Annotated in this window: 14 protein-coding genes; 7 read left to right on the top strand and 7 right to left on the bottom strand. The window is 60.9% G+C overall.

The features are described 5' to 3' along the window. Positions 1-125 precede the first annotated feature (125 nt). Together ACTD9P_RS26595 and ACTD9P_RS26590 are read left to right on the top strand one after the other, a co-directional pair. Positions 126-707, top strand: a complete 582-nt coding sequence (locus tag ACTD9P_RS26595; RefSeq protein ID WP_438870012.1) for a YceI family protein — start codon at positions 126-128, stop codon at positions 705-707. Between the two features lies 1 nt (position 708). Further along, positions 709-1,866 carry a phospholipase D-like domain-containing protein gene (locus ACTD9P_RS26590; RefSeq protein WP_438870011.1) on the top strand — a complete coding sequence of 386 codons (1,158 nt, stop codon included), beginning with the start codon at positions 709-711 and terminating at the stop codon, positions 1,864-1,866. Between the two features lie 113 nt (positions 1,867-1,979). Here the strand turns inward: ACTD9P_RS26590 and bglX are convergent, their stop codons facing one another. Further along, a complete protein-coding gene (gene bglX, locus ACTD9P_RS26585; protein WP_438870010.1) occupies positions 1,980-4,271 on the bottom strand; it encodes a beta-glucosidase BglX in 2,292 nt (763 codons plus the stop codon). Positions 4,272-4,512: 241 nt separating this feature from the next. On the opposite strand from bglX, the gene ACTD9P_RS26580 reads away from it, so the two are divergent. From ACTD9P_RS26580 to ACTD9P_RS26565, 4 genes are all read left to right on the top strand, one after another. Beyond that, positions 4,513-5,124, top strand: a complete 612-nt coding sequence (locus ACTD9P_RS26580; RefSeq protein ID WP_017137266.1) for a LemA family protein — start codon at positions 4,513-4,515, stop codon at positions 5,122-5,124. 18 nt (positions 5,125-5,142) lie between these two features. Then, a complete protein-coding gene (locus tag ACTD9P_RS26575) occupies positions 5,143-5,871 on the top strand; it encodes a TPM domain-containing protein (protein ID WP_026013717.1) in 729 nt (242 codons plus the stop codon). A 31-nt stretch (positions 5,872-5,902) separates the two neighbouring features. Continuing rightward, positions 5,903-6,520: a TPM domain-containing protein gene (locus ACTD9P_RS26570; RefSeq protein WP_438870009.1), complete on the top strand. Its 618-nt coding sequence runs from the start codon at positions 5,903-5,905 to the stop codon at positions 6,518-6,520. Between the two features lie 132 nt (positions 6,521-6,652). Next, positions 6,653-7,870 carry a class I SAM-dependent methyltransferase gene (locus ACTD9P_RS26565; RefSeq protein ID WP_438870008.1) on the top strand — a complete coding sequence of 406 codons (1,218 nt, stop codon included), beginning with the start codon at positions 6,653-6,655 and terminating at the stop codon, positions 7,868-7,870. A 105-nt stretch (positions 7,871-7,975) separates the two neighbouring features. Here ACTD9P_RS26565 and ACTD9P_RS26560 read toward each other — a convergent pair whose 3' ends face one another. The 6 genes from ACTD9P_RS26560 to ACTD9P_RS26535 form a co-directional block, all read right to left on the bottom strand. Next, on the bottom strand, positions 7,976-8,875 hold the full coding sequence (locus ACTD9P_RS26560) for a DMT family transporter (protein WP_438870007.1): 900 nt from the start codon (positions 8,873-8,875) through the stop codon (positions 7,976-7,978). A gap of 211 nt (positions 8,876-9,086) precedes the next feature. Continuing rightward, positions 9,087-11,645 carry a TonB-dependent receptor gene (locus ACTD9P_RS26555; protein ID WP_438870006.1) on the bottom strand — a complete coding sequence of 853 codons (2,559 nt, stop codon included), beginning with the start codon at positions 11,643-11,645 and terminating at the stop codon, positions 9,087-9,089. A gap of 129 nt (positions 11,646-11,774) precedes the next feature. Then, positions 11,775-12,743 carry a FecR family protein gene (locus tag ACTD9P_RS26550; RefSeq protein WP_438870005.1) on the bottom strand — a complete coding sequence of 323 codons (969 nt, stop codon included), beginning with the start codon at positions 12,741-12,743 and terminating at the stop codon, positions 11,775-11,777. Further along, on the bottom strand, positions 12,740-13,279 hold the full coding sequence (locus tag ACTD9P_RS26545) for an RNA polymerase sigma factor (RefSeq protein WP_438870004.1): 540 nt from the start codon (positions 13,277-13,279) through the stop codon (positions 12,740-12,742). Before ACTD9P_RS26545 ends, ACTD9P_RS26550 begins: the two co-directional genes overlap by 4 nt. Before the next feature lie 201 nt (positions 13,280-13,480). Continuing rightward, entirely contained in the window at positions 13,481-14,353 is an 873-nt protein-coding gene (locus tag ACTD9P_RS26540) for a dihydrodipicolinate synthase family protein (protein ID WP_438870003.1), read from the bottom strand. A 27-nt stretch (positions 14,354-14,380) separates the two neighbouring features. Continuing rightward, positions 14,381-15,163: an aldolase gene (locus tag ACTD9P_RS26535; protein ID WP_056857421.1), complete on the bottom strand. Its 783-nt coding sequence runs from the start codon at positions 15,161-15,163 to the stop codon at positions 14,381-14,383. A gap of 106 nt (positions 15,164-15,269) precedes the next feature. Between ACTD9P_RS26535 and ACTD9P_RS26530 the strand changes: the two genes are divergently transcribed. Continuing rightward, positions 15,270-15,797 (top strand): helix-turn-helix domain-containing protein, encoded by a 528-nt coding sequence (locus tag ACTD9P_RS26530; protein ID WP_058421756.1) that lies wholly within the window; start codon positions 15,270-15,272, stop codon positions 15,795-15,797. Positions 15,798-15,896: the final 99 nt, after the last annotated feature.

Here is a 15,896-nt window from a genome sequence, read left to right as displayed (position 1 = left end):
GTGTCAGTTACAGATGAATTGACTGACCCACCGCATTCGCGAGCAAGCCCGCTCCCACATTGGATTTGCGCGGTTCATGAGATTGCGCTTAAGGTTCGTGCAGGTTTTTTGCCCCTCGAGTTTCTATGTTCAATGTCAAACCTCTGGCCTTCGCCCTGCTGACGGCGGCCGCCTTGCCTGCCCACGCCGACTGGTACCTGGATAACGAATCCTCGCGCCTGTCGTTCGTCACCACCAAGAACACCGAGATGGCCGAGGTGCATCGCTTCCTGGTGTTGCATGGCAAGGTCGACAGCAAAGGCGCGGCGCAGCTTGAGGTCGAGATGGAGTCGATCAACAGCGGCATTCCGCTGCGCGATGAGCGCATGCGCAATGATCTGTTCCAGATCAAGACCTTCCCCGAAGCGCAGATCAGCGCGCAGATTAATCTGCAACCGATCAATGACCTGGCCCCCGGCGCGCAAATTGAATTGCGCCTGCCATTGTCAGTGACCCTGCACGGCAAGACCCAGACCTACAGCGCCGAACTGCTCGCCACGCGGCTGGATGACCGGCGCTTCCAGGTGGTGACCCTGGAACCTGTGGTGCTGCATGCCGAGGATTTCGATTTGGTGCCGGGTGTGGCGGCGCTGCGCAAGGCGGCCGGCCTGGCGTCGATCAGTTTGTCGGTGCCGGTCGGTGCGGTGCTGATTTTCACGGCGCGCTGACATGAGTGGCGCAGTGTTCCCGTGGCGCAGCGCCAACCGCTTCGAGTTGCTGATCGACGGGCCGAGTTTCTTCCCGCAGATGCTGGTGGGCATTGCCCGCGCTGAGCGGCAAGTCGATCTGGAGTTGTACCTGGTCGAGGCTGGCGCCTGTGCCGAGGCCATGGTGCAGGCATTGGTGCAGGCCGCCGAGCGCGGCGTGCAGGTGCGCTGCCTGTTTGATGATTACGGCAGCCTGGCCTTCACGTTGGGGCTGCGTAAACGTCTGACTGACGCAGGCGTGGAGCTGCGCTTCTACAATCGCCTGAGCTGGCGCCGTTGGATGCGCAACCTGTACCGCGACCATCGCAAACTGCTGCTGATCGACCAGCACATCGCCGTGGTCGGCGGCACCGGCGTCACCGATGAGTTCTGGACGCCAGGGCAAGACACCGCCGACTGGCATGAAGTGATGGTGCAGATCAGCGGCCCGTTGGTGCTGGACTGGCAGGCATTGTTCGACCGCCAATGGCACGCCAACGCGGCGCGCCGTGAGTGGAAACCCGCCACCCACTTCGGTTTGCCGCGTCTGCCCAAGGTGCCGGCCACCGGGCCTGGCCTGGGCCGCGTGGCCTATGCCGATGCCCGCCAGCACCGCGATATTTTGCAGTCGCTGATCCGCGCGCTGAACAGCAGCAAATCGCGCATCTGGCTGGCTACCCCGTATTTTCTACCGACCTGGAGTGTACGCCGTGCCTTGCGCCGGGCGGCTGGGCGCGGTGTAGACGTGCGGTTATTGCTCACTGGCCCGCGCACTGATCACCCATCGGTGCGTTATGCCGGGCACCGTTATTACCCGCGTTTGCTGCGCGCTGGCGTGCAGATCTTTGAATACCAGCCGTGCTTTTTGCACCTGAAAATGGTGCTGGTGGATGATTGGGTGAGCGTTGGCTCGTGCAATTTCGACCACTGGAATTTGCGCTTTAACCTGGAGGCCAACCTGGAGGCGCTGGACCCAGAGTTGACGCAGGCGGTGGCGGGCAGTTTCGAGCGTGATTTTGCCAAGAGCCAGGCAGTCAGCCTGGAGGCTTGGAAGGCGCGGCCACTGTGGCGGCGGGTGAAGCAGCGGGTGTGGGGCTGGATTGATCGGTTGGTGGTCAACCTGCTGGATCGGCGCGGCTGATATGTGATCATTCCCACGCTCTGCGTGGGAATGCCTCTTGTGACGCTCCGTGTCACGCGGTGGGACGCGGAGCGTCCCGAGCTGCATTCCCACGCGGAGCGTGGGAACGATCATCAGAGCAGTTCGAACGTCTGCTGCTGTACATCCTGGGAATCCAACCCGATCTGCACATTGAACTCGCCCGGTTCGGCGGCGAACTTGAGCTGGGTGTTGTAGAACTTCAAGTCTTCCTCGGTGATGGTGAAGTGCAGCGTGCGTTCTTCACCGGCCTTGAGCATGACCTTCTGGAAGTTCTTCAGCTCTTTGACCGGGCGGATCATCGAGCCGGCCACGTCCTGGATATACAACTGCACCACGGTTTCGCCATCGACCTTGCCGGTGTTCTTCACGGTGACGCTGGCGTCGAGCTTGCCGGTCTTGTTCAGGGTGGTGGACGACAGCGCCATGTCCGACAGGCTGAACGTGCTGTAGCTCAGGCCATAACCGAACGGGAACAGCGGCCCGGTGACGTCATCGAAGTACTGCGAGGTGTAGTTGCCCGGTTTGCCCGGGGTGAACGGCCGGCCGATGCTCAGGTGGTTGTAGTAGGTCGGAATCTGCCCCACCGAGCGGGGGAAGGTGATCGGCAGCTTGCCCGACGGGTTGTAGTCACCGAACAGCACGTCGGCGATGGCGTTGCCGCCTTCGGTGCCGGCGAACCAGGTTTCCAGGATTGCGTCAGCCTCTTTGTTTTCATCCACAATCGACAGCGGGCGGCCGTTCATCAGCACCAAGACCAGCGGTTTGCCGGTGGCCTTGAGCGCCTTGATCAGGTCGCGCTGGCTTTGCGGAATGTTCAGGTCGGTGCGGCTGGAGGACTCATGGGACATGCCACGGGACTCGCCCACAGCGGCGACCACTACGTCGGCGTCCTTGGCGGCCTTGACGGCTTCGTCGATCATCACCTGGGCTGGGCGGGTGTCATCGACCACTTCCGGCGCATCGAAGTTGAGGAAGTTGAGGTAGTCGACCACGGCCTTGTCGTTGGTGATGTTGGCGCCACGGGCGTAGATGATTTTGCCTTTGTCGCCGATTACAGCGTTCATGCCGTCCAGCAGCGTGACGGATTGTTCAGGCTTACCGGCAGCGGCCCAACTGCCCATCATGTCGATTGGTGCCTTGGCCAGCGGGCCGACCAGGGCGATGGTCGCGGATTTTTTCAGCGGCAGGGTGTTGTTGTGGTTTTTCAGCAAGACCTGGCTGCGGCGGGCGATATCGCGCGCATCGCTGCGGTGCAGGCGGCTGTCGGCATAGGTGTCGGCCGGGTCGTCTTCGGCCTTGCCGATACGCAGGTACGGGTCTTTGAACAGGCCCATGTCGTACTTGGCGCCGAGCACTTCGCGCACGGCATTGTCGATGTCGCTTTGCTCGATTTCGCCGGACTTGAGCAGGCCAGGCAATTCCTTGCCGTACAGCGAGTCGTTCATGCTCATGTCGATGCCGGCCTTGATCGCCAGCTTGGCAGCTTCACGCCCGTCCTTGGCCACGCCATGCTTGATCAGTTCGAAGATCGCGCCATGGTCGCTCACGGCCAAACCTTTGAAGCCCCAGTCTTTGCGCAGCAGGTCGTTCATCAGCCAGGTGTTGGCGGTGGCCGGTACGCCATTGATCGAATTCAAAGCCACCATCACGCCGCCGGAACCGGCCTTGATCGCCGCGTGGTACGGCGGCAGGTAGTCCTGGTACATCTTGACCGGGCTCATGTCGACCACGTTGTAGTCGCGACCGCCTTCCACCGCGCCATACAGGGCGAAGTGCTTGACGCTGGCCATGATGCTGTCGGCATTTGCCGGGCTTGCGCCCTGGAAGGCTTTGACCATCACTTCGGCAATGCGCGAGACCAGGTAGGTGTCTTCACCAAAACCTTCGGAGGTGCGGCCCCAGCGCGGGTCGCGGGAGATGTCGACCATCGGCGCAAAGGTGATGTCGAGGCTGTCGGCGGCGGCTTCCTGGGCGGCGATGCGCCCGGAGCGGCCGATGGCGTCCATGTCCCAGCTGGAGGCGAGGGCCAGGCTGATCGGGAAAATCGTGCGGTGGCCGTGGATCACGTCATAGGCGAAGAACATCGGGATCTTCAACCGGCTGCGCATGGCCGCGTCCTGCATCGGACGGTTTTCCGGGCGGGTGATCGAGTTGAAGGTGCCGCCGATGCGGCCGGCGGCGATTTCCTTGCGGATCAGCTCGCGGGGCATCTCCGGGCCGATGCTGATCAGGCGCAATTGGCCGATCTTTTCATCCAGGGTCATCTGCTTGAGCAGGTCACTGACGAAGGCGTCCTTGTCTTTAAGCGCAGCAGGCTTTGTTTCTGCCCATACGGGGTGACTGGCCAGAGTGGCAACAAGGCCGAGCAAACACAGCTTTTTCATGAATATCCTTTTTCGGCTACTGCACAGCGAAATTGCGCTGGTCTGCCAAAATGTGGGGGAACCTATGTTGTTGTTCGAGTGTTATTGCACTTAATGCACGACACTTGTGAACTCTTATTCGCGCTGGGCATCTTTTTAGCTGATTGGCTCGATGCAATCCAGGGGTGGCGGATTATGCCCCAAGCGCGCGGTTTATAGGGTTAGTCATCACATTCCATCCAGATTGGGCAGGAGAAACACTATGCAAGCAGCACAACATTACCGCTGGGGCTTCAAGGCCGCGGCTTTGCTACTGATCAGCACGGTGCTGAGCGGTTGCGGCATCAATACCATTCCGACCCTGGACGAACAGGCCAAGGCCGCCTGGGGCCAGGTGCAGAACCAGTACCAACGCCGCGCCGACCTGATTCCCAACCTGGTGGAAGTAGTCAAGGGCTATGCGGCCCATGAGCAAGACACCCTCACCGCTGTGATTGAAGCACGCGCCAAGGCCACTTCTATCCAGGTGGATGCCAGCACCCTCGACAACCCGGAGAAACTCAAGCAGTTCCAGCAAGCCCAGGACGGCCTGAGCGGTGCGCTTAGCCGTTTGATGGTGGTGTCCGAGCGCTACCCGGACCTCAAAGCCAACCAGAACTTCCTGGCGTTGCAGTCTCAACTTGAAGGCACCGAAAACCGTATCGCCGTGGCCCGTCGCGACTTTATCCAGGCGGTGCAGGCTTACAACACCGAGATCCGCACCTTCCCGGGCCGCCTGTGGCATAGCGTGATGTACAGCGACTTGCCGATCCGCGCCACGTTTGAGGCCACCAGTGCCGACGCCGATAAAGCGCCGCAAGTGAAGTTCAAATAAGGCTTCTCTGAGGTGTCGATGCGTTTATTACGGATAGGCTTGGCGCTGTGGCTGCTGGCCTGCGTGGGCGTGGCCCAGGCGGCGCTGACCTTCCCGGCGTTGACCGGGCGGGTGGTAGACACCGCGCAGATGATCGACCCGGCGGTACGTGCGCAGCTGACCCAGCAATTGCAGGCGCTGGAGCAAACCTCGGGCGACCAGATCGTGGTGGTGACCGTGCCCGACCTGCAAGGCGTGCCCATTGAGGACTACGGTTATCAATTGGGCCGCCAGTGGGGCATTGGCCAGAAGGGCAAGGACAATGGCGCGCTGTTGATCGTCGCCCGTGATGAGCGCAAATTGCGCATCGAAGTCGGTTATGGCCTCGAAGGCGTGCTGACCGATGCGCAGTCGTGGGTGATCATCAACCAGGTGATCGCACCCAAGTTCAAGGCCGGTAATTACAGCCAGGGCATCAGCGACGGCGTTGCGGCCATGATTCAGGTGGTGGGCGGCGAGCCGCTGGCTGTGCCGGCCCATGTGGCGGATGCGAATTTTGCCAAGGACAATCCGGGGTTTTCCATCGGCTTGTTCATCCTGCTGATCGGCGTGTTGTGGCTGTGTAATCGGCTGGGGCTGCCCGTTGGCGCTATCTTGCTGGCGATCCTCAGCAGCAGTGGACGCGGCGGCGGTGGCGGGGGCGGCGGTGGTGGCTTCAGAGGCGGCGGCGGTGGTTTTGGCGGCGGTGGTGCCTCGGGTGGCTGGTAATGACAATAACTAGAACAGAGCATCTACAACCATGGCATTACTGACTGAACACGAGCAGCGCCAAGTCGCCGAAGCGATCGCGCGCGTCGAAAAAACCACCGACGCCGAGCTGGTCACCGTGCTGGCCGCGCGTGCTGATGATTACGCCTATATCCCGCTGCTATGGGCCAGCCTGATCGCCTTGGTGGTGCCTGGCATCGTGCACTACCTGTCGGGCTACCTGACCATGTACACCTTGCTGTTGGCGCAATGGGCGACCTTCATTGTGCTGTGCCTGGTGTTTCGCCTGCCCATGGTCACCACCCGGCTGATTCCGCGTTCGGTACGGCATTGGCGTGCGTCGAACCTGGCGCGGCGACAGTTCCTGGAACAGAACCTGCACCACACGCTGGGCAGCACCGGCGTGCTGATTTTTGTCAGCGAGGCGGAGCGGTATGTGGAAATCCTGGTGGACGACGGTATTTCCAGGCACCTGGATGACGACAGCTGGGAAGGCATCGTCAAGGCGTTCACCCAGCAGGTGAAGCAGGGGCAGACGCTGGCGGGGTTTATTGATTGCATCGAAGCGTGTGGCGAGCTGCTAAAGGTGCATGTGCCGGTGACGCAGACGCGTAATGAGCTGCCTAACCGCTTGATCGTGCTGGAGTAACTCCAAGCACCGCCGCTCCCACATGGGTTCTGTGCAGCCCATGGGATTTGACCGTTGATCAAATAACCCCGTGCCCTAAACCCTCATCCCCCCTAAAATGCCCGGCATTCTTTGCCCGAGGCGTTTTTGTTCATGTCTGTCACCGCTCAACCTGCCAGCCCTGCGCCGGATCATCACGCCCAGTTCATCGAACTGCTGAGCGTAAGCCTGGCGCAGAACGCGTTTATCAAGCTGGTGCTGGCCAAGTACGTTGGTGAGGAAGCCGAGTTGCAGCGGCTGATCATCAAGCCTGTGACGGTCAAGGAGCAGGCGTGCCTGTCCTTTGTCTATCGCTACAAGACCCGTGACATCACCAAGAACTTGCCGCTGGCCGAAGGCGTGGCGGTGATTGCCGCGCTGCTGCCGGCGTCGTTCAAGAATGCGCACCTGTTGTCGCTGACCGACGAAGCCCAGCTGGAATACAGCAAAAAGAACAAAAGCTCGCTGTTCAAAAGCAAGCCGCAGCAATTACGCGAGGCGCCTTCGGCTGAGCATAACCGCGAGAAAAACCGCTTCCTCGACTTGAGCCGGCCCTTCCTCGCTGACCTGGGCGTCACCGACGCCAGGCAGGCGCTGATCCCGTCGATGTCGCGCAAGTGGAAGCAGATCAACAAGTTCATCGAAGTGTTCAGCCATGCGCTGACTTCATCGCCGTTGAAGCTCGACCAACCGGTGCGCGTGGCAGATTTCGGTTCGGGCAAGGGCTACCTCACGTTCGCCATCCACGATTACCTGCGCAATACCCTCAAGGCCGAGGGCGAAGTGACGGGTGTGGAATTACGTGAAGACATGGTGACCCTGTGCAACGCCGCTGCCGCGCGCCTGGAGCATCCGGGGCTGGTGTTCAAATGCGGTGATGTGCGCAGCGTGGCGCCCAGTGAACTGGAGGTGATGATCGCCCTGCATGCCTGCGATATTGCCACCGACTACGCGATCCACACCGGCATCCGTTCCGGTGCGTCGATCATCATGTGCTCGCCGTGCTGCCACAAACAGATCCGCCTGCAGATCCAGAGCCCGCTGCTGCTCAAGCCGATGCTGCAATACGGCCTGCACCTGGGCCAGCAGGCGGAAATGGTCACCGACAGCTTGCGCGCGCTGTTCCTGGAAGCCTGTGGCTACGAGACCAAGGTGTTCGAGTTCATCTCGTTGGAGCACACCAACAAGAACAAGATGATTCTGGCGGTCAAGCGCACCGAGCCAATCGACAACGCGCAACTGTTGGAAAAAATCCAGCAGTTGAAGGCGTTCTACCACATCAGCGAACACTGCCTGGAAACCCTGCTGCGCGCGGATGGCTATTTAGGCTGAAAAAAGGACCAGAATGTGGGAGCGGGCTTGCTCGCGAATGCGCAGTGTCAGCCAACCTATCAGGTGACTGATGCACCGCCTTCGCGAGCAGGCCCGCTCCCACATTTAGATCGCATTCATCTTTGAGGTCGGCGCAGGCTGCACCGCCGTCTTGCGCCCGAGCATCACCGTCACGATCACGCCACACGCAAACACCCAGGTAATCGGCTCGATATGTTCACCAAAGAACAACGCCGAAAATGCGATGGTGAAGAAGATCTGCAACAGCTGAATCTGGCTGACCCGCGCAATGCCGCCCATGGCCAGCCCGGCGTACCAGGCAAAGAACCCCAAAAACTGCGAGAACAGCGACACATACCCAAACGCCCACCAGGTGCCCATGGAAATCGCGCCCTGGTGCTGCGCGGCCAGGTACCACACCGGGCCGATCAATACGGGCGTCGACAGCACCAGCGCCCAGCAGATCACTTGCCAACCGCCCATTTCCTTGGCCAACCGGCCGCCTTCGGCATACCCCAGGCCGCCCAGGGCGATGGCTGCGAACATCAGCAAATCCCCGGCTTGAATACTGCCGGCGCCCGTGATCAACGCGTAACCGAGCACCAGCGCACTGCCCAGCGCCGCGCAGGCCCAGAAGGCTTTTGACGGCCGCTCATGGGACAGCCACGCCGCATACAACGCCACGCACAGCGGCTGCAAACCGTTGACCAGCGCGCCATGGGACGCCGGCAGGGTTTGCATGGCCCAGGCCGAGAGCACGGGGAAGCCAAGGATCACACCGAGGATGACCAGGCACAGCCCGCGCACCTGGCGCCAGGTTGGCCAGCTTTCCCGGCGCCACAGCAACAGCGCCGCCGCCGGGATCGCCGCGAATAACGCCCGGCCAAGGCCGTTGAGCAAGGGGTGGATCTCCTGCACCACGATGCGGGTGAAGGGCAATGTCAGGCTGAAGATAATGACGCCCAGCAGGCCGAGGGCCATGCCGGTGTTTTCGCGCGAGCTCATGAGTGGCGACCCGAATCTGGAGGGCTTCAAGGGAAGCCCATCTAGCCACAACCCCCGCCGATTGAGGGTCTACAGCTGGTCGCAGATTTATCCGTACAGTTGATGTTATGTGGAGCTGGCCTGTGTGGGAGCGGGCTTGCTCGCGAAACCATCACCTCGGTGTAACTGATTTACCGAGGTGTCTGCATCGCAGGCAAGCCAGCTCCCACACTTAGAAGAACCGCGTAATGCTGACCTTCGCATCGCGGCCCTTGGTGTAGGCACGATCACCGCTCAAGGCCGGGCGGAAGTTGTTGTTGAACAGGTTGTCCACGGTGAAGTTCACCTCGGTGCCTTTGAGGTAGGCCTGTTGCGGCTTCCATTTGGCGAACAGGCCTTGGGTGTTGTAGGCCTTGTTGCCGTATTGGTCGTAGAACAGGTCGCCCAGACTGCTGCCCGGGCCGCCGGAGTATTTGTCACTCGGCAAGCGATCGGTCGCGCCAATGAACTGGCCCATCCAGCCCACTTGGGCGTCCCAGGCCGGGATGTTGGTGCCCAGTACCAGCACCCATTTGGTCGGTGGAATATCGCGGGCCGGCACATCCGGGCCCCACGGGTTGGTGTAGGCGCCTTCGTGTTCACCCTTGGCGTAGGCGAACGACACCGAGCCGAACAGGTAGGTGGAGTTGTAGAAAGACTCCAGCTCAAAGCCCTTGATGGTCAGGCCGCCGATGTTGCGGTAGTTGGACATCGCCCCAGGCGGGCACGCGTTGGCAATGGTGCCACCGTTGACGGCCTGGTTCTGGCAACCAACGCCGGTGGCCTTGAAGATTTCGTCTTCGACTTTGTTGTGGAACAGCGTGGCGCGTACTTGCAGGTTATCGTTCTGGGCAATCAGGTTGTCGAAGCTGGTAACGCCACCCAGCGTGATCGAAGTGATGCGCTCCGGGTCGAGGTCGACGCTGGTCGCGGTGCGGCTGCCCAGGCCTTGCACCTCATACTGCTCGTCGATCACCGGCGCACGCCAGGTCTTGCTCCAGTTGGCGAACAGCCCCAGGTTCGGCGTGACGTTCCAGAACAGCGCCAGGCGCGGCGACCAGCCGGTGTAGGTGCGGTCGCTGTAGTCGTGGCCGAAGGACGGATCCGGGTTGTTGTAGTAGGGCGCGTCATTGCCTTCGCCACGGTTGCGCACATGGTCATAGCGCAGCGACGGGGTGATGGTCACGTCGCCCACGGTGACTGCGTCCTGGACAAAGAAACTGTTGGTGTCGACCTTGCCGTGGGGCATGAAGCCCGGCTGGAAGTGCCCGTAGTTGTAGCGCGCGGTGTTGTAGGTGGTGCCGGGCATCCACATTTCGGTTTCGCGGATGTGCTTGCGGATCTGCCCGCCGACGGTCACCGCGTGCTGCAAGGGGCCGGTGTCAAACAGGCTGACGTTGCGGATGTCGAGGTTCTTGTCGGTGTAGGCGGTGTCCATTTTGCGCCCGCCGGTGGCCAGTTGGAAAAACGCGGTGGCGTCGCGTTCGTCGGTCTGGTCGGTGTTGGATTGGGAATATTTGACGGTCAGGTCGATCAGCGGGTTATTCACCGGCGTGTATTCGTACTTGCCCGACCACGTGGTGTCGGTGGTGTCACGTTGGGCTAAAAAACGCTTCAGCGCGTTTTCGTAACCGTAGCGGTCGATGTTGGCCTGGGTCGGCGGCGTCGGGTAGCTGGCGGCGGAAAACGGCGTCCAGCGGTTGCTGTGGGAGCGCGAGTAAGACAGACCAACGCTGTGCTCCTCGGTGAAGCGGGCGTTGACCTTGAACAGTTTGCCATCCACGTCCTGGGCGCTGTTGGGCAGGCGCTGCGGGTTGACCGGGTATTGGTTATTGTCGTTGGGCAGTTTGCCGGCCACCTTCATGTCGCCGCCGTCGCGCTGGGTCAGGTAGGCCAGTGCGTCGAAACGGCCGTCGTCGGTGCGGCCGTACACGGCACTGCTGTAGATCTGTTCGTGGTCATTGCTGGAGTAGCCGTATTTGAGCATTGCGCCGCTGTTGCGACCGTCTTGCAAAAGGTCCGGGGCATCCTTGGTGGTCATGTTGACCGTGCCGCCAAAGCCGCCGTTGCCGGTGAACGGCGAGTTGGGGCCTTTCTCGACTTCGATGCTCTTGATCAGCTCGGGCTCGATAAACACCGTGCCTTGCTGGTAGCGCTCAAAGCCGGTTTTGGTGGCGCCGTCGACGGTCATCGGCACGTCTTCGGCATCGCCGAAACCTCGAATATTGATGGTCTGGCCGCCGGGCTTGAGCGAGCCGCCCTGGCTCACGCCGGGCAAGGTCTGCAACAGGCTGGGGATATTGTTGGACTGGTAGCGGTCGATGTCGGCCTGGGTCATGGTCGAGCGGTTGACGGTGCTGGAGTCGACTTCGTTACCGGTGCCGATCACGCTGAGGGCATCCAGCTGGATGGCGCCGCTGTGGGTGGTTTTGCCCTCGTCGGGGCGCACCACGTAGGTGTTGCCGATTTTGATCAGGGTGAACTCGCCGTTTTTCAGCAAGCTGCGAATCGCCACTTCCGGGCTGAATTCACCGTTGAGAGCTGGCGCCTGCACATGCTTGAGCAGTGTTTCATCGAACAACAGCTGGATTTTCGCCTGCTGCGCGACAAAGCTCAGGGACGTGGCCAGCGATTGGGCGGGCAGTTGCAGCCTGAGCGACTCGGCCTGGGCGCTGAGGCTCAAGGCCATGCAGGTGGCAATAAGGGTCGGTCGAAGCAACAGGTGCGAAGCGTGGCAAGGCGCGCGAAACATGAAATCCCCCGGGGCGGCTAAATAGCCAAAAAGGTGTGCGTATCCAACACAGTCGGGAGGAAGACGGGGCAGCTGCAAAAAACCACACATGCGAATGCAAAATATTCTCAAGTGTGGTTTTTGCAGGCCTTACTTGAGCGGTTCGATGCGGACAATGCCATCGGCCGAGGCCACGGTTTTAACCGGCAGCAGGGCGGGCAGGGCGCTGAGCAGGGCGTCCGGGTCATTCACATCCAGATTGCCCGAGACCTTCAGTTGCGCCACGGCTTTGTTGACCTGCAAGGGGGCTTGAGGTCGGTAGAGGCTCAGTTCATCGATCAGGCTGGCCAACTCTCGATTGCGAAACGACAGGTGCCCACTGCGCCAATCGGCCACTTCTTCGGTGGTGAGTGTCTGTTGCTGCACGGTGCCCTTGGCGTAGCTGTACGTGGCACGTTGCTGCGCGCCGAGCAACGCCACCGGGCTTTTGGCGTCCGGCTCGAAGGCGACCTGGCCGTGGGCGACGCTGACCACCAGTTGTTGCTGGCTACGTCGCACGTCAAACCCGGTGCCGACCACCCGCACATTGGCCTCGCCGGCTTGCACGTAGAGCGGGCGCTCTTTGTCGGCGGCGACTTCGATAAAGACCTGGCCCTTGTCCAGATGCAGGATGCGCTGATGCGCGCTGAAATCCACGCGCAGGTGGGTGTTGGCATTCACATACAGCGTGCTGCCGTCGGGCAGGGCGAGGGTGCGCATGCCTTTGGCGTGCCCGGCAATCTGGCTGTGATAGAGCTCGCGGGGCGCACCGATATTCGTCGCCAGCACCGCGCAGACCAGTGCGGCGGCCACGGCCAGGGCCGGGCGCAGTAGGGAGGGTTTGCGCTGGGGCAGCGGTACGGGTTTGTTCAGTTGCTGCAACTGGGCGAGGTCGTCCCACAGTTGTTCGAATTCGGCATAGGCACGGGCATGAGCGGGCGTTGCCTGCCAGGCGGCAAAGGCTTTGCGCTCGGCACGCGCTGCGCCATTGCGGTTGCGGGCAAACCAGCTGGCGGCTTGGGCATCGATGGAGTCGCTTGCCTCGATATCCAGGGCGTCGATGTCGCTCAGGCGGTTCATTCTGGCTGCTCCGTGCCGGGTTCTGGTTGAAGGCGTCGTTTGCAATGCAGCAGGGCAAAAGCGATGTGCTTTTCTACCATGCTGGTGGAAATGCCCATGCGCTCGGCGATCTGCGCCTGGCTCAAGCCTTCGAAGCGGTGCAGCATAAGGGCTTCTCGCCTGCGGGGCGAGAGTTCGGCAAGGACTTCTTTCAACTGTTCCAGGCGTTGCAGGCGTTGCGCGGCGGCCATGGGGTCGTTTTGCGCGTCGGTGACCGGCTCCGTGTCAGCGTCGGCCGGGTCGGAATGGGCGCTCTGGCGTACCTTCTGTTTGCGCCAGTGATCGCGCAACAGGTTGCGCGCCATCTGGAACAGAAACGCCCGTGGCTGCTCAACCTTGGCGCGGTCGCGGTAGTCCAGCCACTGGGTGAAGACATCCTGGGTCATGTCCGCCGCGTCGCTGGCGTTGTCCGTGCGTTTGCGCAGGAAATGCAGGATATCTGCATAAAACCCGCGAAAGGCATCGGCCGACAACGGGTCGGGCTTGGGACGAGACATGGATATCCTTCTTGACGAAGCACGACGTAGAAAAGTCGCGAATGATATCGAGAACTATTGTCATTTGTCTCTATGAAACGGGTTCATGGGAGCAAAAATGTGGGAGCGGGCTTGCTCGCGAATGCGGAGTGTCAGCCAGCCTATTTGGCGACTGAACCACCGCATTCGCGAGCAAGCCCGCTCCCACAGGGGATTGTGGCTCTAGCTCAATAGTGTCTTCAGTCGTTCGATTCCTGCCTCACCCAGCGGGAACACCGGCAACCGCGGATCGCCCGCTTCCAGCCCGGTCAGCCGCAAGCCGGCCTTGATCGTCGCCGGCAAGCCGCCCTTGAGGATGAATTCCAGCAACGGCAACTGGCGATAGAACAGTTCTCGCGCTTTATTCAGGTCGTTGGCCAGCACCGCGTCGTACAAATCCAGGTTCAGCTGCGGGATCAGGTTCGGCGCCGCCGTGCACCAACCCTTGGCACCTGCGGCGAAGGCTTCCAGCGCCAGTGGGTTGCAGCCGTTGTAGAACGGCACGTCGCTGTGGCGATGCAACTGGTGCATGCGCTGAATATCGCCGGTGCTCTCCTTGACCATGGTCACGTTCGGCACCTGCTTGACGATGCGCAGGATCAAGTCCACCGACATGTCGGTGCCACTGGTAGCCGGGTTGTTGTAGAGCATGATCGGCACGCCGATGCTGTCGCCAATCGCGGCGTAGTGGGCGAGGATTTCCGCTTCGCTGAGTTTCCAGTACGAGGCCGGCAGCACCATCACTACATCGGCGCCATTGGCTTCGGCATAACGGGCGCGACGCACGGCTTTGGCGGTGGTCAAGTCAGACACGCTGACAACTGTGGGTACGCGCCTGGCGATTTTCGCAAGGCTGTAGGCGCTGACTTCATCCCATTCCGCATCGCTCAAATACGCGCCTTCACCGGTGCTGCCCAAAGGTGCGATGGCGTGTACGCCGCTGTCGATAAGGCGGTCGATGGAGCGGCCGAGGGCGTCGAGGTCAATGCGCTGGCCGTCGGCGCTGAATGGGGTGATGGTGTAGCCGATGATGCCGTGAATAGTGGGGTTGGACATGGGAAGTCTCCGCGTGAAAAAGGGCAATCAGTTCAGGCAATCGGCGTGTTTGCGCAGGTTCTGCCGGGCGTAGTAGTTGAACGCGGCGCCATGGCGCTTGGGCTTGGAGATCCAGTCATGGGCTTCACGACCCAGTTCGGGCAGGATCGGCTTGATGGTGCCCGCCGACATCGCCAGCAACTGCAACTTGGCCGCCCGTTCGATCAACTGCGCGATGACGCAGGCTTCCTCGATGCTCGCGCCGGTGGACAGCTGACCGTGGTGCGAGAGCAGAATTGCGCGCTTGTCGCCCAGGGCTGTGGTGATGATTTCGCCTTCTTCATTGCCCACCGGCACGCCCGGCCAGGCTTCCAGGAAGGCACAATCTTCGTACAGCGGGCACAAGTCCATATGCGACACCTGCAGCGGCACTTCCAGCATCGACAGCGCGGCAATATGCGTGGGGTGCGTATGGATGATGCAGTTCACATCCGGCCGCCCACGGTACACCCAGGTGTGAAAACGGTTGGCCGGGTTGGGGATGCCATGCCCCTCGAGTACTTCGAGGTCTTCGTTGACCAGCAACAGATTGCTGGCCGTGATTTCATCGAAACCCAGGCCCAATTGCTGAGTGTAATAGGTGCCAGGCGTGGGCCCACGTGCAGTGATCTGCCCGGCGAGGCCTGAGTCATGGCCGTGTTCGAACAGGATGCGGCAAGTGAGCGCCAGCTTTTGCCGGTCGGTCCACGTATTATCCGCCAGGCTGTTTTGCATCTGGATCAGTGCTTGCTTGACCAGTTGGTCTTTGGGAAGTGCTAATGTCTTGGCCATATCGGTGTCCTTTGGGTTAGAGCAAATGACACTAAAGATGCTATATGACACTTTGTGTCATAGGCAAGCGTGATTCTGCCTTTTCTGCAGGGATTAACCGCAGCACATGTCTATCCGTTTGAAATTATTGAGAAAAAAACTTGGCGTTACCCTGGAGTCGCTGGCCGAAAAGTCCGGGATGACCAAGAGTTATCTGTCCAAGGTCGAACGTGGGCTCAACACGCCGTCGATCGCCGCCGCGCTGAAACTGGCCAAGGCGTTGAACGTGAAGGTCGAAGAACTGTTCAGCGAAGACAACGTGAGCCTCGACAGCTACAGCCTGGTGCGCAGCCACGAACGCCCCGACACCGCGCCGGGTTATGCGGTGCTGGCCCATCAGGTCAGCGAGCGCAGCCTGCTGCCGTTCATCATCTACCCGCCGGCAGAGTTCACTGACAAGACCTTCAAGGAGCATCTGGGCGAGGAGTTTTTGTTTGTGCACGAAGGCCAGGTGGAAGTGGACTTTATGAATGAGCGGGTGATTCTGGAGCGGGGCGATGCGCTGCATTTCAATGCACAGAAACCTCACCGGATTCGCTCGGTGGGGCAGGTGCAGGCGCAGTTGCTGGTGGTGGTGCACAGCAGTGACGAGTGACCGCGATCGCAATTTGAAATGCAGCCTAAATGTGGGAGCGGGCTTGCTCGCGAATGCGGTATATCAGTCAACTTATGTGGAGCTGACACACCGCATTCG

Origin of the sequence: Pseudomonas onubensis (assembly GCF_965653655.1) — a bacterium.
In the GTDB taxonomy this organism is placed as follows: Bacteria; Pseudomonadota; Gammaproteobacteria; order Pseudomonadales; family Pseudomonadaceae; genus Aquipseudomonas.
The sequence above is the reverse complement of the archived record's forward strand: the minus strand, read 5'-3'. Positions and strand labels throughout refer to the sequence as shown.